The 24,796-nt window shown below is 45.8% G+C and carries 24 protein-coding genes; 14 read left to right on the top strand and 10 right to left on the bottom strand.

Annotated elements, in window-relative coordinates; translation table 11 throughout:
- Nucleotides 1–6 precede the first annotated feature (6 nt).
- The 4 genes from ACRRSY_RS13665 to ACRRSY_RS13650 all read right to left on the bottom strand — a co-directional run bounded on the left by ACRRSY_RS13665 (nt 7) and on the right by ACRRSY_RS13650 (nt 2,589).
- Nucleotides 7–732, bottom strand: a complete 726-nt coding sequence (locus tag ACRRSY_RS13665; RefSeq protein WP_432463431.1) for an ArsR/SmtB family transcription factor — start codon at nt 730–732, stop codon at nt 7–9.
- Nucleotides 714–1,103: a hypothetical protein gene (locus ACRRSY_RS13660; RefSeq protein WP_432452661.1), complete on the bottom strand. Its 390-nt coding sequence runs from the start codon at nt 1,101–1,103 to the stop codon at nt 714–716. Before ACRRSY_RS13660 ends, ACRRSY_RS13665 begins: the two co-directional genes overlap by 19 nt.
- A complete protein-coding gene (locus ACRRSY_RS13655; protein WP_432463430.1) occupies nt 1,096–1,419 on the bottom strand; it encodes an antibiotic biosynthesis monooxygenase family protein in 324 nt (107 codons plus the stop codon). The genes ACRRSY_RS13660 and ACRRSY_RS13655 overlap by 8 nt, the downstream gene beginning before the upstream one ends.
- 219 nt (nt 1,420–1,638) lie before the next feature.
- Entirely contained in the window at nt 1,639–2,589 is a 951-nt protein-coding gene (locus ACRRSY_RS13650; RefSeq protein WP_432463429.1) for a LysR family transcriptional regulator, read from the bottom strand.
- A gap of 96 nt (nt 2,590–2,685) precedes the next feature.
- Here ACRRSY_RS13650 and ACRRSY_RS13645 point away from each other — a divergent pair, with 96 nt between their 5' ends.
- Both ACRRSY_RS13645 and ACRRSY_RS13640 read left to right on the top strand, forming a co-directional pair.
- Nucleotides 2,686–3,600 (top strand): PhzF family phenazine biosynthesis protein, encoded by a 915-nt coding sequence (locus ACRRSY_RS13645; protein WP_432463428.1) that lies wholly within the window; start codon nt 2,686–2,688, stop codon nt 3,598–3,600.
- Between the two features lie 397 nt (nt 3,601–3,997).
- Complete coding sequence (locus ACRRSY_RS13640) at nt 3,998–4,669, top strand: response regulator transcription factor (protein ID WP_432452665.1); 672 nt, start codon at nt 3,998–4,000, stop codon at nt 4,667–4,669.
- A gap of 316 nt (nt 4,670–4,985) precedes the next feature.
- On the opposite strand, the gene ACRRSY_RS13635 is transcribed toward ACRRSY_RS13640, so the two are convergent.
- Genes ACRRSY_RS13635 through ACRRSY_RS13625 form a run of 3 tightly spaced genes read right to left on the bottom strand, consistent with a single transcriptional unit; the run spans nt 4,986 to nt 9,035 of the window.
- Nucleotides 4,986–7,307, bottom strand: coding sequence for an efflux RND transporter permease subunit (locus tag ACRRSY_RS13635; RefSeq protein ID WP_432463427.1), 2,322 nt, complete (start codon nt 7,305–7,307; stop codon nt 4,986–4,988).
- 16 nt (nt 7,308–7,323) lie between these two features.
- Complete coding sequence (locus ACRRSY_RS13630; protein ID WP_432452667.1) at nt 7,324–8,046, bottom strand: ATP/GTP-binding protein; 723 nt, start codon at nt 8,044–8,046, stop codon at nt 7,324–7,326.
- Entirely contained in the window at nt 8,043–9,035 is a 993-nt protein-coding gene (locus tag ACRRSY_RS13625; protein ID WP_432463426.1) for an AvrD family protein, read from the bottom strand. The genes ACRRSY_RS13630 and ACRRSY_RS13625 overlap by 4 nt, the downstream gene beginning before the upstream one ends.
- 196 nt (nt 9,036–9,231) lie before the next feature.
- On the opposite strand from ACRRSY_RS13625, the gene ACRRSY_RS13620 reads away from it, so the two are divergent.
- Both ACRRSY_RS13620 and ACRRSY_RS13615 read left to right on the top strand, forming a co-directional pair.
- Complete coding sequence (locus ACRRSY_RS13620) at nt 9,232–10,008, top strand: outer membrane lipoprotein-sorting protein (RefSeq protein ID WP_432463425.1); 777 nt, start codon at nt 9,232–9,234, stop codon at nt 10,006–10,008.
- Entirely contained in the window at nt 10,008–11,186 is a 1,179-nt protein-coding gene (locus tag ACRRSY_RS13615) for a hypothetical protein (protein WP_432463424.1), read from the top strand. Before ACRRSY_RS13620 ends, ACRRSY_RS13615 begins: the two co-directional genes overlap by 1 nt.
- Nucleotides 11,187–11,378: 192 nt before the next feature.
- Here the strand turns inward: ACRRSY_RS13615 and ACRRSY_RS13610 are convergent, their stop codons facing one another.
- Nucleotides 11,379–12,287 carry a THxN family PEP-CTERM protein gene (locus ACRRSY_RS13610; RefSeq protein ID WP_432463423.1) on the bottom strand — a complete coding sequence of 303 codons (909 nt, stop codon included), beginning with the start codon at nt 12,285–12,287 and terminating at the stop codon, nt 11,379–11,381.
- Between the two features lie 94 nt (nt 12,288–12,381).
- Here ACRRSY_RS13610 and ACRRSY_RS13605 point away from each other — a divergent pair, with 94 nt between their 5' ends.
- From ACRRSY_RS13605 to ACRRSY_RS13575, 7 genes are all read left to right on the top strand, one after another.
- On the top strand, nt 12,382–12,639 hold the full coding sequence (locus tag ACRRSY_RS13605; protein WP_432463422.1) for a hypothetical protein: 258 nt from the start codon (nt 12,382–12,384) through the stop codon (nt 12,637–12,639).
- Nucleotides 12,633–12,827 carry a hypothetical protein gene (locus ACRRSY_RS13600; protein ID WP_432463420.1) on the top strand — a complete coding sequence of 65 codons (195 nt, stop codon included), beginning with the start codon at nt 12,633–12,635 and terminating at the stop codon, nt 12,825–12,827. Before ACRRSY_RS13605 ends, ACRRSY_RS13600 begins: the two co-directional genes overlap by 7 nt.
- 365 nt (nt 12,828–13,192) lie before the next feature.
- On the top strand, nt 13,193–13,807 hold the full coding sequence (locus ACRRSY_RS13595) for a LysE family translocator (RefSeq protein ID WP_432463419.1): 615 nt from the start codon (nt 13,193–13,195) through the stop codon (nt 13,805–13,807).
- Nucleotides 13,808–14,310: 503 nt separating this feature from the next.
- Nucleotides 14,311–14,952 (top strand): glutathione S-transferase family protein, encoded by a 642-nt coding sequence (locus ACRRSY_RS13590; protein WP_432463418.1) that lies wholly within the window; start codon nt 14,311–14,313, stop codon nt 14,950–14,952.
- A 216-nt stretch (nt 14,953–15,168) separates the two neighbouring features.
- Entirely contained in the window at nt 15,169–16,233 is a 1,065-nt protein-coding gene (locus ACRRSY_RS13585) for an HlyD family secretion protein (protein WP_432463417.1), read from the top strand.
- Complete coding sequence (locus ACRRSY_RS13580; RefSeq protein WP_432463416.1) at nt 16,211–17,218, top strand: DUF2955 domain-containing protein; 1,008 nt, start codon at nt 16,211–16,213, stop codon at nt 17,216–17,218. Before ACRRSY_RS13585 ends, ACRRSY_RS13580 begins: the two co-directional genes overlap by 23 nt.
- Before the next feature lie 748 nt (nt 17,219–17,966).
- Complete coding sequence (locus ACRRSY_RS13575; protein ID WP_432463415.1) at nt 17,967–18,101, top strand: hypothetical protein; 135 nt, start codon at nt 17,967–17,969, stop codon at nt 18,099–18,101.
- Nucleotides 18,102–18,309: 208 nt separating this feature from the next.
- Here ACRRSY_RS13575 and ACRRSY_RS13570 read toward each other — a convergent pair whose 3' ends face one another.
- Nucleotides 18,310–20,007, bottom strand: a complete 1,698-nt coding sequence (locus ACRRSY_RS13570) for a carboxylesterase/lipase family protein (protein WP_432463414.1) — start codon at nt 20,005–20,007, stop codon at nt 18,310–18,312.
- A gap of 506 nt (nt 20,008–20,513) precedes the next feature.
- Here ACRRSY_RS13570 and ACRRSY_RS13565 point away from each other — a divergent pair.
- Nucleotides 20,514–21,446: a Gfo/Idh/MocA family protein gene (locus ACRRSY_RS13565; protein ID WP_432452676.1), complete on the top strand. Its 933-nt coding sequence runs from the start codon at nt 20,514–20,516 to the stop codon at nt 21,444–21,446.
- Between the two features lie 74 nt (nt 21,447–21,520).
- Complete coding sequence (locus ACRRSY_RS13560) at nt 21,521–22,093, top strand: histidine phosphatase family protein (protein ID WP_432463413.1); 573 nt, start codon at nt 21,521–21,523, stop codon at nt 22,091–22,093.
- 151 nt (nt 22,094–22,244) lie between these two features.
- Here the strand turns inward: ACRRSY_RS13560 and ACRRSY_RS13555 are convergent, their stop codons facing one another.
- Nucleotides 22,245–23,207 (bottom strand): glycosyltransferase family 2 protein, encoded by a 963-nt coding sequence (locus tag ACRRSY_RS13555; protein WP_432463411.1) that lies wholly within the window; start codon nt 23,205–23,207, stop codon nt 22,245–22,247.
- Nucleotides 23,208–23,251: 44 nt separating this feature from the next.
- On the opposite strand from ACRRSY_RS13555, the gene ACRRSY_RS13550 reads away from it, so the two are divergent.
- Nucleotides 23,252–24,673 carry an O-antigen ligase family protein gene (locus ACRRSY_RS13550; RefSeq protein WP_432463410.1) on the top strand — a complete coding sequence of 474 codons (1,422 nt, stop codon included), beginning with the start codon at nt 23,252–23,254 and terminating at the stop codon, nt 24,671–24,673.
- Nucleotides 24,674–24,796: the final 123 nt, after the last annotated feature.

The following is a 24,796-nucleotide window of genomic DNA, read 5'->3' as shown; positions in this document are numbered from 1 at the left end:
CGCTGGCTAGACGGTAATCGCAAATAATTTTTTAAAAGCTTGCCGGCCTGTTTTCGAGATGTTCACCATTCGATATCCGCTGACGCGAATCAGCCAGCCGCGATTCTCGAAGCAGCTGAAGAGTTCTGCGCCCAGGTGGCCGCCAAGGTGGTATTTCCTCTCGCTCCAGTCTAAACAAGGACAACAGTATTTACGCTTGGTTTTTGGCTGGAGGTTTAGCCCAAGATCTGCAAATTTTTGCTTTCCCAAGGGGCTTAAGTGTTGCCCATCTTTCTCTAGCCACTGATTGCTGAGCAGCGCATCATAAATATTGACCGCCAGTTCACCAGCGAGGTGGTCGTAACAGGTTCTGGCCTGCTTTAATTCAATTGGCGTTCGACTTTTGGGCGGTTCGATTCTTTTCCAGGAGACGCCCATCAGCGTTTCAACCAGATTGGCGACATCCGCACCCGCGAGGCGGTAATAGCGATGCCGCCCTTGAGACAGGCAGCTAATCAATGCTTCCTTGAGCAGTCGAGCAAGATGAGCACTCGTGGTGGAGGGCGCAATATCTGCTATCACGCTCAGCTCAGTAGCGGTCCAGGCCCGACCATCCATTAAGGCGCAAATAATTTTGACTCTGGAGACATCCGATAGGGCAGCAGCAAGTGCTGCCATTGAGACGGGTTGAATATTATCTTCAACATTTTGCTGAGAAAGATGCGGGTGGCTGCTCAAGCGTTGACGGTCCATTGTTTGGTGGCTTGTTCGGCCAGCTTAAAATTATCTGTAATCAGGATCAAGCGGTTGGCATGATCGCTGTACTGGGTCACAATATTTACCCCAATATTGGCGAGGCTTGCTGCAATTTCACCCAGCTCTCCGGGGCGCTCTTGTTTTAGTTTTCTGATCAGTGGTTTACAAACGCCGATGACTTGCAAGTCGTGACTTTGTAATACTTGTTTTGCCTTCTCGCCATCTTCCACCAGAAAATGAGCATGGCTTTGACCCGCGCTGGAAAATACCCCGCCGCCTTCAAGGCCCACGCCATGGCTGCCAAGCAGACTTGCTAATGCCGCCAGTTGTCCGGGCTGATTTTTTAAACAGACATGAATATCATACATTGTGCTTTCCTTTGGTGTTTGATGAATCATCTTTAATCACTTCGGCAACTTGGATCTGATAAAAAGAAAAAATCGACTGATAGCCCTCGGTTTGCGCCGATTGGTGCTGCATATTTGTTTTCCATTGGCGAATCGATTCTGCATCGCGCCACCAGGATAGGGATAGAAATTTCTCTGGGTCCGCGAGGCTGGTGAAACGCTCTACAGAAATAAATCCATCTATATCAGAGAGTAAGGGTTTTAGCTCTGCCGACAGCTGAAAGTAACGCTGTTGTTGTTCTGGCTTGGCTTTGGCTTCAAAAATTACGGCAATCATTGGGTCGCTCATCAATTGTGTGTGAATGCCGGGTACTATAATCGGTTTGCCGAGGCTTGCTTCGTTAGGTAGCGAAATATGCACGCCCGGATGCATGGGTCGCGGTGATGGCAGATTTGGGGGCGGCACTAAATTGATGGATGTTTGCCGATGAAGCGACCTGCTCCCCGAGTCATTCGTAAGCAAGGATAGTGTTCCGCCTTGCTTGCATATCGATGTTTATTGAATGGCATGAGATTGATTGACCGTCGCTTGAATTTCCTTTTTGAGCCAATGCTGCAGCAGCTTAAAGCGTTTGCTTTGCGCAAAATTAGCCGAACAAACCAGCCAGTAACTGGACTCGATGTTCACTGAAGGGCCAAGTGTTTTTAGAAAACCCGCCTTCAGGTCATTTTCTATCAGTAATGTTCTGCCCAGACCAATCCCCATACCACTAACCGCGGCCTGAATCATTAGGTCGGCCCGATCAAATTGATGTTTGCAGGTGAAGGGTTCGATGAGAGAGCCGGTTTTTTCGAAGTAGTTTTGCCAGTGATAACCAGTATTGTCTTTGGCCCCTCGTCGGTCTGACAATAGTGACATTTTTTGCTCGAGTAAGGCTTGTTCGCTTTGGTCTACGACACCGTTGAGGAAGCGAGGACTGACCACGGCTTGTATTTTGCAGTGAGTCAGGTGAATTGCATGTAAGCCGGGGTAGGGGCCGACGCCGAATCTGATGGCTGCGTCGGTATCATCATGACGAAAGTCAGTCAAATCGTCTTTCACTTCAAGCGATATTGATAGTCCCTCTGAGCTTGCATTTGGCAAAATTGGGATCGCCCATTTCATGGCGAGAGAAGAAGGTAAAGAAAGTCTAATCTGGTCAGCGCTTTGGTTTTTTTCGAGCTTATCTAATGCGGGTTGCCAGACCGACATGGACTGTCGTGCTGCTTCACAGAGTATTTTTCCTGCAGCTGTCAGACGAAGATTTTTGGTGCTGCGCTCGAAAAGGGTGAGCCCAAGTTTTTCTTCCAATGCCCGGACTCTATGGCTGATTGCAGACTGTTGTACATTGAGCCGCTCGGCAGCCTTGGTAAAGTTTAGCTCGTCAACGATCGCCGCGAGTAAGGGGGCCGCCTGGCTTAATCGATTGACGGTCTCTTTGTCGGTTTCGTCCGTGAATTTATTCATGAATTTGCCTCATGTCTTTATGAGTGTTCTTAAGGATATCTTTGGTTTTATTATAAGCGCTAACAATTTATAGATACGATAAAACAGGATGTTTATATGAATAGATCTCATGTTATGGCTAGAAAAATACCAGCAAAAATTGTGAATGGTTTTGTCGTTGAAGGCTGTGGTGGCAATCCTGCGGGGCTGGTTCTGGACGCCGATGGCTTGAGTGAACGTGACATGTTAGATATTGCGTCTCAAATCGGCTTGTCTGAGACCGCGTTTGTCTCTCAGTCGAATACTGCAGCGTTCAAGCTTGACTTTTTCACGCCTAATCGCCGTATTGCTCATTGTGGTCATGCAACTATCGCAACATTTTCTTACTTAGCTGAAACAGGCAGGATTACGCAAGGAGAGTCGAGTAAAGAAACCGTGGATGGTTCGCGTAAGATTATGATCAAAAATGGGGCTGCCTACATGGAACAGGTGGCACCCACTTATCTGAACCATCGGGATTGGAACCCTAAGGGGGTGACGCTTGAGGACGTTCTTGATTCATTGGGCTTGGATGCCGCCGATTTGGATCCGCGTATTGAGCCTATGGTTGTGAATACGGGCAACAGTTTTGCTATGGTCGGGGTGTCAGAGGGAGCTAGACTGGCTCGGCTAAGCCCAGACTTTGCCAAAATTTCTGAGATTAGCGAGAGGCTTGAGCTTATTGGTTATTATGTTTTTACCACTGATGCTGCAGCCACCACTAAAGATGCGACGACCCGGATGTTCGCGCCGCGCTTTGCGATTAACGAAGAGTCGGCAACAGGAATGGCAGCGGGACCTTTAGCTTGTCTATTGCATGATTATCTCGGGCTTAAGCAATCTTCAATCACCATCGAGCAAGGGAAGTACATGCAGCCTGCGTCTCTGAGTCAGATTTCAGTAGAGCTTATTGTTGCAAGGGATGGACAAATCCAGGGCTTGATGGCTGGCGGTTATGGCAAGTTGATGAAGCAAGTGGATGTTTTGTTATAGTGACATTTTATTTACAGGGACCACTGGCGCGATTGCATCGGTATTCGCATCAAGGGGCAAGCCAATGGCTTGTCTCCAGATCAATAAAATGTCGATGACTTGGCTCTGAATAAGCTGAAATTTTGGGTTCAGGAGATCCTAGAAAAGTCCGCTAAAAGAGCATGCTACGCTCAAATATGTAAGCGACAGATATGACATACAGCGATTTTTCCCGGATCGCTAGCATTTAAAGTGGCGGCTTTGAGTCATGGATTTATTTTCAATAATACTTTGTTTGTCAATAAGGCCTTGAATGCAAAGCTAGGAGCGGGTATACATACCAGCATCAATGACTCAGATGCTTATACAGATTTGAGCTTGTTAAAGTCACTCGGCTCGGTAGGTATCAATAGTGCTTATGGATAAGCAGAAACTGTTTGAATTATCACACCAGTTAACCGAAGTACAAAAGGATGAAGATTTTCAAGATTGGTTTAGCGCTTTGAAAAACGAAATATCTTTTGATTTTAGTATATTAGGTTCATTGTCTAAGGAAAGCGCTAGTGCGCCCGTTTGCTTTGGTTTTTCACAGCAGCATTTTGTTCGCTGCTTTAGCGCTCGGTCACTGGCCAGCGATCCCTTATTTTCTGCCGCACGCACTCACTCGCGCAGTATTTCGGTATTGATGGATCCCATCGTCCATCCTGATTATGGTAAACGTTTGGTTATCTCAGGTCGTCAAGGGAAAGAGAGCAGCATGTTCTTATTGTCATTTGGTGAGCGGCAACCATCGAGTGACGAAATAAATGCGCTTTACCTGTTAAGCCCGCATCTTAATATGGTACGCCAGAGTATTTGCGAAAATAAGGCGCGTGAAGTGGCGTCAAAGCCGAGCTTGATGACTCAGCGAGAACAGGAGTTATTGCCTTGGTTAAAAATGGGGAAGAGTAACTGGGAAATCAGTCGATTACTTAATATCAGTGAGAGAACGGTAAAGTATCATTTGCAGAACATCTATAAAAAGCTGGGTACCCATAATCGGACACATGCGGTTGCCAAGGCAATTGAGCAAGGCTGGTGTGACGGATAAAATAAGCTGCTGCTAATGTGGCTTGAATCCTGACAGTCTATTTTTCCAGATAAACATGTTTGATGATGCTGTGCGGTATGCCGTTTTCAGAATGACGCAAATTCTGCTCAATTATTGTTGCAAGGAAAAACTACGCCCCGCCTTTCGCTGAACGCTTTAGATAGTTCTTATTGTCGATTTTTTATGCTTCTCCATTGTTTGTGTCGCTTGCATTCTGGCGAGGCGGCTTGGTCTCAATGAATCATCGGTGCTGCAAGCAATGTCATCAAAAGTAGCGGGCCGCTCGGTGAGCGAGCCCTTACTTTTTAGTTCGGTACTATCCCAAAGGTAGCCCGATTGCCTGCTCATTTGACTCGATTGGCCGGTTTTTAGCGCTGGTTATTTTTAGCATTGCAGGGACCAGCAGCAGATCGAGGACCAATGCTATTAAGATGGTAATGGCGGTCATGAGTCCCATATCTGCATTCATCTTGAAGCTGCTGCAGGCGAGGACCAAGAAACCAAGACTCAGCACCAGGCTGGTGCCGATGATGGCGAGCCCGGTATGTTTGACCGAGGATTGAATCGCTTCTTGTTCTGAATATCCCGACTTGCGGAGTGTATTGTAGCGGTACAGGAGGTGAATGGTATCGTCGACCACTATCCCCAAGGTCATACTGGCAATGACCGATAAACTCAAGCCAACTTCTCCAACCATCATTCCCCAGGCGCCAAAAGCAATCGAGGCGGGAAGAATATTCGGTAAGATACTGATAAGGCCGAGTCGGACCGAACGCAGCATGATGCCGATCAGCAGGGAAATGAGTACTAAGGCGGCCACAGAAGCAGTGAGCATACTGATATTATTGCGGTAGCCAATATGGGCAAACATGATGTCTGCGCTAACACCCGGGCTGATACTGGTGGCATTAAAATGTTCTAAGAGCTGTTTTCTTAGATTGGATTCCAGCACGACCAGTTGATTCGAAGACATCTTTTTGGCCGTGATGATGATCCGTAACTCTTTTTTATCTAATGCGACCTGATTACTCAGGTTGAGTCCGTAAGGGAGCGACATGTCGTAAAGTAGCAGCGTTTGTGCAGACAGTTGCGGATCCTGTGGCAAAACATAGTAACTGGGATCATCATTATGCAGACTGCTATTGAGCCGTTTCATGATGTCGGTGAGTGACTGGACGTGATAGACGCCATCAGTATCACGGGCCGAGGTGACAAAGGCATCCAGTTTTTGCAAGAAGTTGGGTGAGGTGACCGTTTCGCCGCCTTCGGGGCGGAGCGCAAATTGAATACTGGCGACGCCTGTGAGCTTGGCGTAGGTGAAATCATTGGCTTGTCGAACCGCATAACTCTCATCGAAGTACTCGAACAGAGTATCGTCGATTTTATTGCGGACCAGGTTGGCGGCAATCACTAAACTGAAAATTAGCACCGCTGCAATTTTTAATGCCGGATTTTTGATTGTCCAGCGGGCCAGTTTTGTTAAGGGCCTGCTTAACCATTGTTGCTGATGTGCTGGGGGCCTGCGCAAGGGGAGAACGACCAGTAAGGCTGGGGCGAAGTACAGGGTGAGCAGCATAGCGGCAAAAACGCCCATGGCGGTGATGTTGCCAAGGTCATTAAACGGTGGTGAATCACTGAAGTTCATCGATAGGAAGCCAACGGCAGTTGTTAAGCTGGTGAGTATGATGGGCAATCGGTGTTTGGCCATTGCATCAGCGATGGCTTCCGGTTTTGCCTTGCCGTCGAGTTGGGCTTTTTTGAAGCCTTGCAGAAAATGGATGCAGTCGGCGACCGCCATGGTCAAAATAATGATAGGTGCGGAAGCCGAAGGTGAGGTAATGGCGATGCCCAGCCAGCCGGCTGCGCCAAGAGCTATAAAGATCGAGGATAAGATAGCTAGCGTGATTACGACAGAACTCCAGATGCTGCGCAGATAGATTCCGGTACCCAGAATGATCAGTAACAATGCGATGGGCACGAGGCTGCCCATGTCTCGCTGCGAGGCTTCGCCAAAGGCATCATTCTGCATCACTTGACCAGTCAGGTAAAATTCGATCTCTGGGTGTTGCTCTTGAGTTTGAGCAATCAGATCTTGCCAGAATTGGGCTATTTCTCGCACTTCTTCCGACTGTTCATCGACTGAAAGCCGAACCAGTACGTTGATTGCTGTCGATTTAGCATCGGCTGCGAGGTAGCGATTGAGCAACTCGGGTTGTTGTAATGCATATTGCTTTTTATCCGCCAGTACAGTTTGCTGTTGAAGTTCATCTGATGAGATGAAATCCTCGACCAGCAGTTCATCATCGACGGCGCGGGTATATTGATAGTTGCTAACGGAGTCGACTCGGTAAGAATGGGGGGTTTGCCAGCCTTGCTCGGTGAGCTCGATGATGGTTTGCAGTACATCGGGCTGAAAAATGTCGCCAGATTTGGGTCTGAGTACCACTAATACGCTGTCATTGCTATTGTACTTATCTTCAATCTGTTCGAAGGCAACCAGATCGGGGTTATCTTTACTGAAGAACACCTTATAGTCGTTATTCAGTGTCAGTTTACCAAGGCCAATAAAGGCTACCGCCAGGGTGGCAAGCCAAGCAAAAATCGCCAGCCAGGCACGCTTTTTAGTCCAATTAATCATGATTTATATCCTATGTTTAAGCTTGTTGAGCGGCAAGGACCGACAGACGATGATTTTCGATTTCGATCGCTTCCGCCTTGACTTTATTGACTGCGGTTTCGATCGCCTCATCGGGATCCATGCGTAGCGGTAGGTGAAAGTGTTGCGCAATGGTGAGCAGACGTTCTCGCAGCTCACCACCGACGACAATGTACGGGATATTCAGTTCTTTGAGTGTATTCAGTAACAGATCATTGGAGAGCTGACGAAATACTTCGGAGACCGGTCGGTGACCATCTGCGACCAAATCAAATTCAATCGGTAGATGGACAAATTGGCTGTAGGTTTTTTTTGCATGGCGTTTGGCGACATTGCCAAATGCTTCAATATAGCCTTTGTGAAGTGAGGCATAAGGAGCGCCTGCGATACGTTTTAGGGCTAACAGCAAGTCACTTTCAGATGGATTAATTCCGGTTTCTAATCTGGCGGCACCATATACCCATTCGTGAAGGCTAGAACCGTCGGAAAAAAAACGATCACCAAACTGTTCTTCGTTAATCATCCGCTCGGTTAGTCTGCTTAAACCAAGGGTGAGTAACTCAAAGGGTTTACATTGTTCCAGAGTTTTTCCTGGAACTGCATCCGGCAGGATTTCCCGCATCGTTCTGGCCTGAGTTCTGGGGATCTCAGTTGCAATGGCGAGCGCTTCGGTTAGGGTTGTTTTCCCGGTTGAATAGGTTCCTGATATGGCAATTTTCATGCGATTGTTCCTTGGGGAAGTGAGTGGCAAAGCTTGGCGCTAAGTGAGAATTCCGGATGGCTGGCAATAGAGCCTGAAACGGTAGCAAGACGCCATTGTTCGTGATTTTTGTTGATTAGCGAGTTGCGCGTACTTCGTAAAGTAAGGGTATGTTTTTGCTGGGGAATAATTGGGTACGGGGCAGTGATTTTGACTGAACGCATCCACAGGTTATTGGTTTGGTTTCGTTGCACATTATCTAAACGATACATCACTAATTGTGAAAGCTGAGCGAAGCTGGTTAACCAATCCACAATCATCAGGGCATGTGGATAATGGCCCATCAGCCCGCTGAATTGCTTTCCCGGTCGTTGTAGGGTGAGTTCACAAGAAACTGCACAGGATTTATCATTAAAGCTGTTGTTGTATAGTTCGCAGTGTCTTTCCCGGAACTCATCGATGAAATACTCTTCAGCGTTTAAGGGAGCCGCATTCACCGTGTGGCTGTCAATACCCGGCGGGTGGTCAATAATGATCTCAACTTCCATTGTTTTTAAGACTGTTTTGAAATGACTGAGAACCCCAAACATACTGTTGTTGTCGGTCACCGATTTTATCAGCCGGGTGCTGAGCGGAACGGCAACCAGATCCTCTAAAGCTTCACTGCCAGCCTTGATGGACAAGTGTCGGATCCATGCCTGGGATGTCTGTTGTTCGCTTAAGTTGAATTCTCGTCTGAGCAGCTCACAGGCAATTCGACCCGCAACCAGAAACGCATCGATAGTACTCAGGTGGGGCGGGCGGCTACTGACTTTTTTCTTTTGTGACCAGTCGGTTCGGTAATCAATCGCGATGGTCCCTTCGGCGAAGCTGGCGGTGTATTTGACGTTGCACCGATACTGGGTTTTTTTATATCCCTCGCCAAAATAACGTTGTGCGGCGGGGCCGAGTGCATCATCGATATGTGGAATGAGTGTACATCCTTGTTCTAAGATTGGTTCAGCTTCCATTTCGGTTTCTACTCCTAACATACGAACAGTTATTTGAGAAAATCATGCTAGCTGCTTTGCTTATATTTTTATCCTGTCCGCTTGTCTGAATAAACCTGTCTGATCGTACAGGTTAAGTTTTTCAACAACTTATGTATGTTTACTGCCTGTTCATATTTCAACGTTGAATATGGGGATATGGCATCAAGGAGGAAACATGATAAAAAGCATACTGCTGCTATTAATGATATCGAGCCTGGCGTTTGGCCAAGAACCCACTGGTTTGGATATCGCAACCGAGATGGTGAATCGAGATAGTGGTTATCAGTCTTACACTGCGACGGTTGAAATGACGATTACAGCCGCCAATGGTGACGCAGTGCAGCGCCAACTGACGGTGCAAGGTAAAGAGCAGGCTGATGAGGGTGATAAAATCATTACCTATTTTAAAGCGCCTCGCGATATAGCCGGGACCAGTTTACTGACTTTTAGCCATGCGATTGAAGCGGATGATCAGTGGCTGTATTTGCCGTCCATTAAGCGAGTGAAGCGGATTTCGTCGAATAATCGCTCCGGCCCATTTATGGGAAGTGAATTTGCCTATGAAGATATGAGTTCGTGGGAGTTGGATAAATATCGCTATCAACTGGTGGGTGAAACAGTGCAAGGTGAGCATCGTTACTGGTTGCTGGCCTGTTATCCACAATATGTGAATTCCGGTTACTCTAAATTGATTGCCTGGATCGATCAGTCCATTTACCAGCCACGCAAGATTGAATATTTCGATCGCAAAGGAACACCACTTAAGAAGCTTTCTCTGAGAGAGTATAAGCAATATGAAGATCGCTACTGGCGTCCACATATTGCCTTTATGGAGAACTTAATTTCGAAACGCACCACCGAGCTTACCTGGCAGGACTATCGCTTGGGATTAACGCTCCCTGAAAGTCAGTTCGACCCCAGACAGTTGCAGCGGGCTTACAGGCATAATTGATGATGGTTAAAAGCATGAGGTGTCTGGCTTGTGTATTGATGGCCTTTTATGTCGGGGATGTCTCGGCAGAGATGATGCTGGAAGGCTATGCGGGTCTGGCAGGCGAAGTATACGCAGAAGCGCCGCTATCAGCAGAACAGTGTTGCCATCGCTTTAATCCGAAAATTACCTTAGCGCCTAAGTTGAAGTGGTGGAATGACGATGGCTGGAATGTTCTGCTGGCACCTTATTCACGGTATGAGCCACAAGCTGATGTGATTTTTGGGAACTGGCGTGAGGCGAACATTGCTTATAATGCGCAGCGTTATTCGGTGACGGTCGGTATTGATACCGTTTACTGGGGGGTTACCGAAGTCTATCAGCCAATCAATATCGTAAATCAGTATGACGGGCGGATAGCGTTAGGTAACGACGAGAAGATTGGTCAGCCGATGCTGCACTTTCAGTATTGGCCTCAGTGGGGGGAAGCACAGCTATTGTTGTTGCCGTTTCATCAAGTGAGACCATTTCGCGAACCGCAGCAACGTTTGTCTCCGGGGAAGCCGGTGGGTGAAGAGATTGTTTATTCTGACGGTAAGCGCAATCTGGATTTGGCGGCCAGAGTGGCATTTTGGCGAGACGAGCTAGATCTTGGGATTAGCTTATTCAATGGGAATAGCCGAGAGCCGATGTTGCTCGATGACGGTGCTCAGCTACTTCAGTCTTACGCCACTATGACTCAGCTCGGATTAGGCCTGCAGTGGACCAGAGATGACCTGTTGTGGAAATGGGAAAGTGTTGCTAAACATGGAGAAGGTAAAAATTATTTGACGTTGGTCACTGGGGCGGAGTATTCCCTATACGGCTTTGAATTTAGCCCGGGACAATTGGGATTGATTGCCGAGTATACTTGGGATAATCGGGACACTCAGGCACCGCCAACGCTTTATAATCACGATTTGTTTGTAGGACTTCGATGGCAGGCAAACGATGTCAGTGACACGGAGTTATTGTTGTCGGGCCTGTTTGATCTTAAAAAAAACTCGCAGCTATATCAATTAACCGCGTCAGGTCGGGTGAGTAATCATTTTCGTTGGGTGGCAGAAGGGTTCTGGTTATCGGCCATGTCACCCACTGAGCCGATTTTCTACATGAGCAAAGACAGTTACTTATCACTGGGACTCGAGTATTACTTTTAGTCGCGTCGAACTTTTCTCGTCTTGGCTCACTTGATAAACATCAGAGCCAAACAGCTGTTGTCGAAAGCAGCCCACTGGCTTCGAATAAAGCTTCTACATATAAAATTTGAAAATAAAAAAGCGCAGTACAGGGGGCTGCGCTTTTCATCTTAACTAATGATGCTAAATTCTTCGCATCATTTTTATTCGGTCTTAAGCACGGCGGCGTAAGCCAGCCAAACCTAATAAACCTAAACCAAAGATAGCTAAAGTACCAGGCTCTGTCACTTCTCTAGCTGAGATAGCAAATGCAGCTTCAAGGGTATTGGTATCATCTTCTTCAGTTAAGAAACCGATACAGGTTTTACCTACAGGACAATCTACATTTTCAACAAATGTTAGACCGAGCAAACGAGTTGTTAAGGTATATTCGTAGTCGTCTAAGCCGTCTGCTGGGATAATGAAGCTATTACTTAAGAAAATAGCATCACCATCTTGAGTGAAAGAAACATCATCATCTAATATAATGGTGAATAAATCGGCACAACCAGATTGATTGATACCAACTTCACCGTCTAGAGTACTACCGTATTCACATGTGCCGCCAGTAGGGTGGTTGTAGGTTTCTTCAAATTGAATTTGAAATTGGAGAGCTGGTGCAGCTGTAGGAGGCAATGACACTGGCGCGGTTGGGGCTAAAAACAAACCGTCGAATAAGGTTGCCGATACCAAAGTATCACCCGTTACACCCCAGTTTTCATGGGTTAAACCTGTACCTTCAGAGAAAGCTAAGGCACCAACACCATCTACAACACTGGTGGTTACTGAACCAGTTTTAGGATCGTCAATTGCTAAAGAGCTTTGCAATTCGTTTGGGTTCACCGCTTTATAAGGTTGACCCCAAGACAATGTTTTAGGGAGTTCACCACTAAAAAGTGGATCAAATTGGTCTAAAGTAGCACCCGTTGCAGTCACACCTGTTGCGTCGCCAGCTTCTGAAGTATAATCAGTGCCGAAGCCAGCATCGTTTAGGTAATCCCAATCTGTAATTAGAACTGCGTTTGCTGAAATGCTTGAAAAACCTAAGCCTAATGCGATACAAGTTAATTTAAATTTATTCATGTTGCTCATCTATTGGTTCATTTAGGAGTTTTATATGATTCCAGTAAATGCAAATATGAGGCCAACATTTTAAACCCTTTAAAAACAATGCTTTATGTATATAGTATTACATTTTAGTGAGCGTGGTGTAAAATTTACTGACACTTCAAATCAAAGTCTTTTGATCATGGTTGTTGGCCAAGCATCGGTTAAAAATTCAAGTTGGATCTATTTCTTGGGCTCAGACCTGCCTCTTCATTATTCAATGAAAGAAGATAAAACTTTACTGTTGCTGCAAGGGGGTTATCACTCGCAGATAAAAACCTCACTTGAGATTGTACAGATGGTGAATCAGGCGGAGCCTGGATGGTGACTCTAAAGTGTTGGCTTGGTCTACGGAGACTATTGGGTTTAGCCTTGCTCAATCAAGAGGTGTTTGGGCTTGACTATGATGCTGAGCGTATAGAGCGGTTGGCTCTAGAAGTAAAACAAGCCGCTTATAAAATTATTGAAGGTAAAGAATACACCAACTTCGTCATTGGCGCGGTGATAATGCCTTAGTGGAAGCCATTTTAGACAATAGTAAAACCATATGACCAATATCGGTTCATTTAAACGGTAATATGGCTTAAGTCATGTGGCCTTAAGTTTACCGGCTTGCATTGGACCAGAGGTATGTAAATAAATGCATTGAGCTTCTTGTTGTGGACGATGGGCTGACTGTTCCGGTGAAGCAATGCGTGCGAGTTTAGTCGAGATTGGTTTTTGATAGAATCGCTTTAGCCTTGTCTGTTCACTGCAATCGGGGCCGAATACCATTGACACAGTCGTCGTGAACTTACGCATTCTCGTACAGTGCTCGTGCTTCACTTCATTAAATGAGTTACCATCTTAGAGATGTAAGTAAAATGAAGTCGGGATGTTTTATGAGTGTTGATGTTTGGTTCGCATATGTTGCTGCATCGTTGGTGCTGACAGCGACACCGGGCCCAAGTGTTTTTCTTGGTATCGTTCATTCCATTAATTACGGTGTGAGAAGAGCCATATTTACCGCCCTTGGGGATATTAGCGCTAATTTCATTCAAATGATTTTGGTTTCGATTGGTTTGGGAGTAATTATTGCTAATTCTGAAGCGGCCTTTGATGTGATTAAGTGGTTGGGCGCGGCAACCCTGTTTTATATGGGGGTGAAGATGTTGTTTGCTTCAGAAAGTAAGCTCAAAAGGGATGATCATTTAGAAAACGTTTCAAATTCTAAACTCTACGTGTCGGGTTTTATGGTGGCAGCTGGCAATCCCAAAGCGATCGTGTTTTTTACTGCCTTTTTTCCTCAATTTATTGATACTACTCAGCCAGTGTTTTCGCAAATGGCTATTATGTGTCCTACTATGGCATTATTAGATTTTACGATGGTGATGTTATATGCCTTCTCTGCAAATAAGGTTTTGCGTGCAGGAAAAGCAAAATTAAATGTAGTGAATCGAATTAGTGGTGGTATTTTAGTCGGCGCATCAGGGGCTCTCGCCTTAAGTAGCCGTTAAGTCCTTATTCTCGGGTTGAAGGTATTAAACCTTCAGACTTGCAGCTGGTCGATGCTCTGACGATTCATTGTGGTTACAATCTAGTGAGTGTCGAAGTCGCTCTGAGCCTCCCTTGGTCAACATCTATGTACTTGTGGCGCGACAGCAAACAGCGAGCCACTAAGCCTTGGCGGAAATGGAGTGATTTGAGCGGGTTCATCAGCCAGATGGTTATCGTAGACTAGAAATTCAAGCTGTTTGTAAAGACACTCGCGAAGTATGTCTGGTTTACGTTTACGGTAATCCTGAGGAAATGCTGTAAGCCGAAGATGTTGCTATTGGCTTAGCGGGTGAGTCTCTGCTAGAACATGCCAAGCTCTACCGCTGCGCAGTTTAAATGGTGAGTTAAGAGGGGTCAGTGGATCTTGATTAGTTTCCTTTGAATTGGGGATGTCGTAGTTATATCGACTCTGATTTTGGATGATAGAGATCTACTTATGGTCTTCTTTTTAATGGATGGTTAGGTGAAAATTTACGGAAGAACGACATCATTTAATGTTCAAAAAGTTTTGTGGTTTCTTGAAGAGCTAGGCAATTCTTATCAGCATATTGAATTAGGGGGGCGATTTGGTGGTTTAGATGCCGCTGAATTTTCAAAACTAAATCCGATGAAGAAAGTTCCTGTCCTGATTGATGGTGATAAAGTGATTTGGGAGTCACACAGTATTTTGCGGTATTTGGCCGCGAGTTACGGTTATCCTCAATGGCATTCTCAAGATCCTTATCAGTGTTCTTTATACGAGCGCTGGATGGACTGGTCACAGGTACTTTTCCAGCCCGCGTTTATGGGAACATTTTGGGGGTATTATCGAATGCCAGTAAACCAACGGAATATGGTGGAGGTTAATCATCAATTACAAAAATGCGAGGCATGTTTAAATATTCTTGAGCAAAGGCTCAATGAGAGTCCGTATTTAGCTGGTTCATCGCTTTCACTTGCCGACATTTGTGTTGGCTCTATTCTTTATCGCTTAACATCCCAAGGATTAGAGATAACGCTCCCGCCCAAAGTGACACAATGGTATCAACGCTTAAGATGTCGGCGTGGTTATAAAAAATGGATCATGAGTGATTTTAGCGAGTTGAAAGCGCGTGAAGCGTATTAAAATTCAGTTTATTTAAGCTGGCGCTGGTTGAACGCTTAAATCGCTACTAAGCGAGGGTTACCATTAGGTTCGTAAGACATCCGCCAATCAACAATCAGGATATAGCATGGTGGATAGGCATAATAGAATTGACCTTACCGCCGACAATACGTACCACTTGATGTAATGCAGCTGCTCAATTAGCATGATTACTTTAATCCTTAGAGAAGTTAAAGCATGTCAGCTGCTGAAAAATCATCACAAAAGTTGAGTTTCTATATTGTTGGTTTGATTCTGTTTATTTGGCTATACAGCCTATGGGCTGATCGTGTGACTCCGATGACAGGCTCCGCCAGAGTGCATTCTTATTTAGTGAGAATTTCTCCTGAAGTATCGGGGAATGTCACTGAAGTGAAGGTGGCTAATAATCAGGTCGTGAACGGGGGCGATGTATTGTTTGAGATTGACCCCAGAAATTATGAAATTAACCTCAACGCCGCCCAAGCTAGTTTAGCTATTGCAGGGCAAAATATTGGGGCGAATACCGCGGCAGTTGAAGTTGCACAAGCAAAAGTTGTGGATGCTTTAGCCGCTCGTGATAATGCCCGAGAGCAAGCGGCCCGTATCTTTGAACTGGCTAGGAAAGGGGTATTAAGTAAAGCTGATTTAGATAATGCCACAGAGTCTAGGGATCGTAGTCAAGCCGCACTTGAAGCAGCAGAAGCGTCCTTGGTTCAAGCCAGATACAACCTTGGTCCTGAAGGGAGCAACAATCCACAAATTTTGTCTGCCATGGCAAACTTAGAAAAAGCGCAGTTAGATTTACAAAAAACCAAAGTGATTGCTCCTTCTCATGGTGTGGTGACCAATCTTCAGCTGAGCGTTGGCCAAAAAGCGACGGTCGGTTCTCCAATGCTTACTTTTATTGATCCACGCGGTGTCTGGATTTCAGCGCTGGTGAGGGAAAACTCCTTGGAGCATATAGCGGTTGGCCAAAGTGTTGAAATTGTACTTGATGCATTACCTGGTCGTGTTTTATTGGGGCAAGTTGATAGCATTGGTTGGGGGACTGGAGGGAGCAATAATATCGACCAAAGCACCGGTTTTTTAAGCGCGGATATTAGCGCTTTAGGTGCTCAGCGCTATCCGGTGAACATTATTTTTGCAGACAATCAAGTCCCATCCAACATTCGCTATGGTTCACAGGCCACGGTTGCTTTCTTGACTGGACAAAACAAGTTTGCAGAATGGCTGGCTGGTATTTGGATGGTGCTTGTGAGTGTATGGACTTATGTTTCGTAGTGCCGCTAACCCGATCATTCGCTTAGTATTTGCTCCTATATTATTACTGTTTTACTTACAGTATCAGGGGGGCGATTTGCCGATTTTAGCACCGATGTTTGTGGTGATTTTTCTGACACTGATGCCTTCTAAGCCACCGCTTAGCCTGTTGTTGAAAGTACTCTTAATGCTGTTCTTTGTTAGTTTTGTGGTGGTGTTTCTCGGCGAGACCTTGCTCGATTCACCCAGCGGTTTTGCGTTGTTCTGCTGGTCTTTAGTTTTTTGGAGCTATTATCGGAGTCATCAAAATCCTAAAGATATTTTATCCACCTTAACTCTGATTGTGGTCATCATCATGGCGGTGATGAGTAAACAGATGGGTTTATCGGTGAGTGTCCTGCCATGGTTAATGTTTGAAGGGCTTGGCATTGCAATTGTGGTGACATTTCTCAGTTTTGTGATTTTTCCTGGTGATCAGCGCGATATTTTACCAGATCAGAAAAGTGATGAACCAGTGAGTGTGCACCTTGCTCTGATTGTATTTAAAGCAAGCGCTATGAGTTTGGTATTAGTGGCCTTAATTGGGACAGGCAGCCCTCAATCGATGCTGATCGCGATTACCATTAGTAGCATGATTAAAATGCCAATCCCTGAACAACATAGAACCTTTAGTCACAATAGGTTGGTGACCACGGCTACAGGTATATTGTTTACGGTACCAGTAATGTTACTGTTTATGCTTGATTTCCCCAACTGGCTTGTTTTAGCGGCTAGCCTGTTCTGTGGTATTCAGCTGGCTTGTTATGCGATTCGATGCCAATGTCGCTTGAGTATTTACCAGCTCTTATTTACAAATTTTACGGTGCTAACTTATCAAATCATCAAAAATCAAGGTGTGGAGTCATTATCCGCTGAACTGATGCGTTTGCTTGCTATTGCTACCGCTATTTTTATTGGCGCTTTGATTTTAAATTTAGCCAGACCGCTTAGCGGTAAGCGTTGTTAAAGACTTAAGTTATTTATCAAGGCTACATAGCATATAGATTCCGAGGTCGGTCTCTCAACTCTAGGTGGTTTGTGTTGCGCAGATAGGCCATTGTTTATCACTATAAGGACTTTATTTGAAACACATCTTCGCCCGGATAATGGTTTTTTATTCGTTGTTGGTGATAGCCGATGCGGTTCAGTTATCCGCAGCCTTAGGCTCATTTAGGCTCGCTGGTGGTCAGGGGAAAGATGAGTATAGCATCGAATTTTATACTATTTATCTCGTGGTTATGATGAGACAAGTAAGGTGTTGCAGGTGCTGCCGGGCGCCGCTTGAAATGCGATAGGGTATAGTGATGCTTGGACAGTGGCCGCCCAGCGGTATAATCTATTGGTGCTAATACCACGTTACGCGAAGCGAGATTACCCTAGTTTTTGGTCTTACAATTTGGCTGGTATGCTTAAGCCTATTACTATGAATGTGTCAAAATTGGCGTTACAAAGTGACCGCTTGGTGCTTGAATTAACGGCATGAATTTTCATAGGATTTTAAATGAGGCGGTGTCTTATTTTCAGCTTACCGTTCAAAGTTATGACTAGTTTGATCTCTCAGCTGGTGGCCAAACTGCTCACCGTTTTGTTCTGTTTGCTCAGCAACTCAAAGTGAGGCGCATCGTCGCGGCGAATGCGGGCTGGTATACGCAGATGATATTTGAGCAAGAATGCCCTTATAGTATTCAGCTTTTTCTGCTAGGCGATTGAATACTGTGCTTGCAACAAAACCGACGATTTTGCTGGGTGAGTTAGATAATGAACGCGATAGTCCTCATCCTCCTTGTCGAAATGCAGTGCTCGATCTTCAAGGTCGTGATCGCTTGAGTCGAGGAGCGTTGTTTTTTTAGCAACCGAAGCAATTCGCTGTCGAAACAAAAAGCTAATTCAATTGGGAGCGCTTGGCAGTTCCTAGGGGGACATGATTTTAAGAAGATGAGTCTGATCGCAGCAAACTATCTATAGGCGAAGTGAATGGCGGATGTGTATGCTGTCAGTTTTGGCCCCGCAACAGTCAGCTGAATTTTCGCTGACTGCGATAGCGGATACGGCTTAAGTTTACTCCATCCAAAGATCCCAGAAGAAACGTCCGGAAATAATCTTATCGATATAATAATGATACTCATCGGAAGCTAAGTCCGTTTGCATTTCTGCATCAACTTGATTTTTGTCGTAGACAGCATCAGACATTGCGATGATCGAAGTGCCAAGATCTGCATCTAAACGCATGATTTGATGCTGCACGCTATAAGCTTGCCACTCTGTGAGGTCTTCACCATTCGGCGAGTCGGTATGCAGGAAGTTGCCTATATATGCCATCATTGCAGCGCTTAGAGCATCACGTCCTGGTTGGTTTTCGTCGAAATAGAACGCGCTATTGAACCACTGATTCATACCACTACTCCATTGACCCGTTATAAAGTCCATGTCAGCGCCGTGAGTCGCGGATAAACCAAGCGTGTCTGCTGGTGATTTCACCACGCCAGACCTTGTGCCCCAAGCAAAACGGTAACCAAATACCGGAGGCTGGTCTGGATTCCCTACCAGTTGGTCGGCCACATTTTCCACATTGAATGCCGCGTAGATGTTGCTGCCGTAATGCATTGCGGTGCCATAAGAGTCCAGTAAATCGGGATCTTGCGATCCTCTAAGTAATGGGGCAAATTCAGGATCGGTTAGCGCAAAAATAGCAAATTCTTGTTGCGCGCTGCCCAGCATCACCGGAACTTTGTTGTAGTGACCGGTTTTAAGTACTTCAAAACCCTCAGCAGGGAGTACATAGCCATCTTTAAACAAGTGTGGGAAAGGTGCCATTTTGATCGGTGCTGGGCCATATAAAGCGAGAAATTTATCTGCTTCTTGCGCTCTTAAGTAAGCGGCAAAATCTTCGTGTTGAGTTATCCAGATCATGGCATCTGCTTGGTTATCTGCCTCGCCATTATTGATGACTAGCTGGATCACGGCTTGTTGTGCGATAGCGTCACCAGCACTTGTCTCGGAAGTGGTCATGCCGCCACTGAGTGCCAATATTTTATGGAATAATCCACTGGCAAGGGGCGAGATCATCAGTGCCAGTGTATCTCTCGCACCAGCAGATTGACCGGCTAGGGTCACGTTACCGGGATCGCCCCCGAAGCTACTGATGTTTTGATTCACCCATTTCAGCGATTGAATAATATCAAGCAGACCAAAGTTGCCAGAATCACTCGCCAGATCGCCACTTTTTAACGCCGGATGTCTAAACCAGCCTATGGCCCCTAAGCGATAATCGATTGATATCACGATACTGTTTGTCGCTTCAGCTAACTTGTCACCAATAAACTCTTTTGGTGATCCGCTTCGATTGCCGCCGCCATGGACAAACAGCAACACTGGTAAGTCTTTGTCTGCCGTGTTGGGACGCCAAATATTCAGGTACAGGCTATCTTCACTGCCTGTCGCATTCTCGGAGTTATCTCCTTGTATTGACCCATCTTTAAATGCTTTTGCCTGCAAAGTGCCATGCCATGCTTCAGGGCTTTGCGGAGCTTTCCAGCGCAATTCACCGATGGGGGGCTGAGCGTAAGGGAGCCCTAGCCAGCCAATGGTGTTATTTTCTTGGCTTTCGAAACCTTCCACAAAACCATATTGGGTTTCTTGTAGTGCGACACCTTGGTAAGGAAATGTTTGCGAGTGATCATCATTACATCCTGCCATTAATATGGCGATGAGTAAGGCGGCACATAAGTGTATTATTTTGCGTGCACAGAGTTTCATAACTTGTCCTATTCAGTCGAGTTTATGTTTTTAGTTTTGCTCGACTATATCTGGCGAAAAGAGGTAAGTGTTTACAATATGGTGCGAGTAATTAGTTAAAGGGTGCGGCTTTGTTGAAGTGTGAGGGGGCTGTGATTGTTACGATAACTTACAAAGTGTTACCATAAATCGTGAGTATCATCTCCGTTTATTTAAGGCTATGTTTTGCTTCTTTGCTTCTTTGCTTCTTTGCTTCTTTGCTTCTTTGCTTCTTTGTAGCTTTGCCTTTGCCGCGTTAGTGACCAGTATGGACCTATTTGTGGCGCATCAATTTATTTTCTTTTTGGATGCCATGTGGGGGCTTGACGGCGGCCAAGGGATGTTATTCAAAATTATCTAACAGATTATTTTTTGTTTAAATTCAGGTAAATAGCGAGTGTCTTTGATTGTAATTATCGGTTACCATAATTCCTTTTTAATAAGACGCGCTTAGTCAATTCTGGCGTTAATGATTAAAAGGGATAAACATGAAAGTTGCGATGATTGGTTTGGGTGATATCGCCCAGAAAGCCTACCTACCGTTTATAACTCAATTAGCCAAGCTTGATTTAGTATTCTGCACCCGTAATACAGACACGCTCAAACAGTTGTCAAAAACCTTTCGGGTGGCGGAGTATTGTCAGGATTATCGAGAGTTGCCTCGTTTTCAGGTCGATGCGGTAATGATCCATGCCGCGACTCCGGCACATGCTCAAATCGCGACTTTTTTTTTAAAACAGGGCATTCCAACCTTCGTTGATAAGCCATTGAGTGACAGTGCCATCGAAGTGGAACAGCTCTATGAGCTAGCAGCCCAAAAGAGACTGCCACTTTATTTGGGGTTTAATCGGCGTCATGTTCCTTTGTTTAACCAATATATTCCGGAACTCGCTCAAGCTAATATTGGCAGTTTGCAGGCCTTGCGTTGGGAAAAAAATCGTCATCACCTACCGGGCGAGATCCGCAGCTTCATTTTTGATGATTTCATTCACCCGCTTGATAGTGTCAACCTTGCCGCCAAGGCTGATCTGGATGATGTCTATCTGACTTGGCAAATGCAGGGCGAGCAGTTAGCTCGGATTGATGTGCAATGGCAAACTGGGGCGTGTTTATTCCATGCTTCGATGAATCGCCAATTTGGTCAAACTTCGGAACGGCTGACCGCTTGTTATGAAGATCGCGCATTCGAATTTAATTCCTTTACCGAAGGCAAGTATTGGCAAAACAATATCGAGACTAAACTGATGCAAAAGGACTGGGTGCCAATGCTTGAGAGTAAAGGTTTTGCTGCGATGGTCGACGATTGGTTGACTGTGGTTGCCAAGGGGCAACTTTCTTCTGCCATTATCGAAAGAAATATTGCGACTCACCGTCTCGCGGATCGCTTGTGTGAAAAGTTGAGTCTTAAAAACTGTGACTGATTCGAATTAAACATCATTGAAGGAAGGCCTTGCTCTGGTCATTGGTCTTGCTGTTAACTTTATTAGGCTAAATCTTGGAAATAGTATTGGTTCGTCATGGAAAACCCAGCGCTGCAGTTTACCCGAAACTCTCTGCGGCTGGCTTTGTGGCTTGGGTGAGAAAATACCATCACTCAGGATTGCTGGTTGATAGTCTGCCGCCACAACAGCTAAAGTCACAGCTTGAGTCGCATTATGTGGTTGGTAGTGATCTTAAACGAGCCGTGGAATCGGCGATTCGTTGTACAGACCAACCTCCCAAAACCTATAAACTCTTAAGGGAAATGGAAATTCCTCGCTATAAACTGCCGTTTACAATCAAAGCAAATTATTGGCTTTATCTAAACCGCTTGTTATGGACGATAGGGTTGAAGGGGCCTTTCGAATCTTATAGCGAAGCGAAACAGCGCGCTTGTTTGGCCGCTGAGTTGGTCATATGTTTAGCCGAAGAGCATCAAAAGGTGGCAGTGTTTGGTCACGGTTACTTACAATTTTTTATGCGTAAGCAGCTGGTTAAACGCGGCTGGAAGTTGCAGGCAAGCAGCTCTTCTCATTGGGGGCTGAGTCGCTTAACCGCTCCCAATGATGCCAGAGCAAATCACCAGTGAGAATTTGGCTCGTTTAAGCACGCTTATCGCTTGACTCATTATTTCGAATGCGTGCCGCGAGGTTCTGTCTGTTCAGCTTTGTTGACTGTCCTCTTGGGCAGATTTAGATGCTTACGATGAGCGTAACGCTGCCATTAGGTTTGCGATTTTGTTAGCGTATCAGTAGCAAGTTACGGGTATCGGCTAGCGTTTCAAACAAATGGCGTTTGCTGGGTGAATAATAGAGCGCCTTGAGTCGAGCGCCGATGGCCAGTAGTCGTTGTTGTTCATCGTTATAAAGTTCGGCTTCAGCGGTGGCAATCCGCGCTTTGGCTTGACTTAAAACAGAAAGGGTATTGCTTGCAAAGTTGGCCGCATAACGTTGGTAAATGATGTTCATTGCTTTTAAGCGCTGCTCACTTTTACTACTTTCTGAACCATCGCGCATTAGGTAATGGCAATCGCAGTGATTACTGACCGCGACTGGACCATGTAAGGCTAATTTTAACCATAGATCCCAATCTTCGGCTGAAGGTAAATGTTCATCAAAAGCGAAACAGCGGCGTAAGGCTGAGCGTGAGGCCATCACTGTGGAGGTTCCCACCACATTCTCAGCAAATAGGCTTGCGGCGGCATCGTTCTTAATGCGATAGCCTAGCGTTTGTTGTCGTTGATCTTGGTAATTTGGCCAAAATTCGAAACAGGTGCCACGGTCTTCTCCTTTGGGCCCTATGTGGCGATAATCGGTAAAGCTAAAACTTAACTCTGGATGCGCCTGATGAAAAGCAATTTGACGTTGCAACTTGCCTTCTAACCACCAATCATCCGCGTCAAGAAAGGCAATTAGTGGTGCTTTCGCCGCATCAATGGCCACGTTTCTGGCATGAGCGGGGCCATTGCCCTGCTGTTTAATACAGACTAAGTTGCTGAGCGTCGCTTGCTGGCTTTGCAACCACTGCCAGGTGCCGTCGTTAGAGTTGTCATCCACTACGATGATCTCGAGATCTGCAATGGCTTGCAGTTGAACACTGATGAGCGCCTGTTTTAAATAGGTTAAGCAGTTGTAGCTGGGAATGATCACCGAACATATAGGCTGCGCGAAATTGGCTTGAACAAAGTGCTTAGCTGAAGGCATGTTGTTGTCCTTGGTACTGAGTTTGCTTATAGCTTGGTATAAGCATGACTTATGCCATAGAGAGAAGTGTGATGTTTTCAGAGTCTCCAAGCCGTACCCCGTGTCCTCGTCATGTGAGCCAGTTATTGCTTGGTTGCATGGTTTGCCTATTACTGGGCTTGGTATGGATAAAATTTTCTAACCCACTGATCCCCATAATATTATCTTTGATTCCTGTGGCGGTGGTAGTGGTCATTCGCCAGCCATTTTGGGTCGTGTTGGGCTTCGTTTGTTTCTCTTTTTTCCGCTTACATGAGGCTTTTCCTGCGCTCTACGCATTACGCATTCCGCAGCTTTTAGCGCTTGCTTCTTTGGCCAGTTTAGCTTGGCATTTAGCTTTGTCTCGCAAATTGCAAATCTATTGGAGTCGCGAATTGAGCTGGTTATTAGCCTTTATACTGTTGTGTGCCATTGGGGTTATTTTTGCCAGTAGCCGACCCGTTGCGATGGCCTATTTTAATGGGGTCTTTAGTAAAATCGGTTTGATGACGGTGGCGATTGCTTGGTTGTTACGTCGACCTGAAGACATCGTCAAAGCGGCTATTGCCTTCTTCTGCTGTGGTTTGTTGATCTCGATAGTTGCTTTGCAAAATGCCGCCGCGGGTATCGAAATGGTGGAGGGGACTCGCGTTACCATTGGTCGCTCAATGGGCTCGGTGCTGGGAGATCCCAATGATTTAGCCTTAACGCTGTTGTTTCCTTTAGGTTTTGCCATGGCTTTCAGTTTAAAACGTGGAAATTGGCTGCTACGGCTATTGGCTATTGCCAGCATGCTGGCGCTCATCATGGCAATCTTGGCCACCCAGAGTCGTGGCGGCTTGCTGGGGATCGCAACCATTAGTGCTGTATTTGCTTGGCGTAGAGTGAAGAATAAGCTGTTGCTGCTGTGTTTGGGGGGATGTGCGATGGCAATTTTATTTGTATTGGCGGGGGTGTCTGAGCGAAGTTCTGGTGGCGCGGCGGAGTCGGGGATTGATGAATCGTCAATGGGGCGGATCTATGCCTGGCAAGCAGCCTTTAAGATGGCGCTGTATAATCCGATCACTGGTGTGGGGATTGATAATTTTTATGCTAATTATTACTTCTTTTCAAATCACTGGGACGGTAAAAATCATGCGGTTCATAGCACTTGGTTTGGCGTATTGGCCGAAACGGGCTTCTTGGGATTTGCGGTTTTTTGTACGCTCATCCTTAAGATCTGCCGTTTGGCGCAGCGTAATCTGCAGCAATTGAGTGCCTGTATTGAGCCGCGAAACTTGGGTTTGCAGGCTTGTGCTGAAGGAGTATTGGCCGGATTGTTGGGCACTATTGTATCGGGTACTTTCTTAACCCAAGGGTTTACCTGGCCTGTGTATATTTTCACTGGCTTGGTGGTGGCCATGGCGCAATTACTTAGACAAGCTTTGCAGAATGCAAAATCCAGCTAGAGACAAATCCTATGACTACATTTATCTAACCTAACTCACTGAATTAAATGCCTAATACGTTATTGGTCCGGCTTTTGCTCTATTCCTTGTTATGACCCGTTGATTATTTCTGCAGTGACTGGG

Source organism: Agarivorans sp. QJM3NY_33 (assembly GCF_050870865.2).
Lineage (GTDB): Bacteria > Pseudomonadota > Gammaproteobacteria > Enterobacterales > Celerinatantimonadaceae > Agarivorans.
The sequence above is the reverse complement of the archived record's forward strand: the minus strand, read 5'-3'. Positions and strand labels throughout refer to the sequence as shown.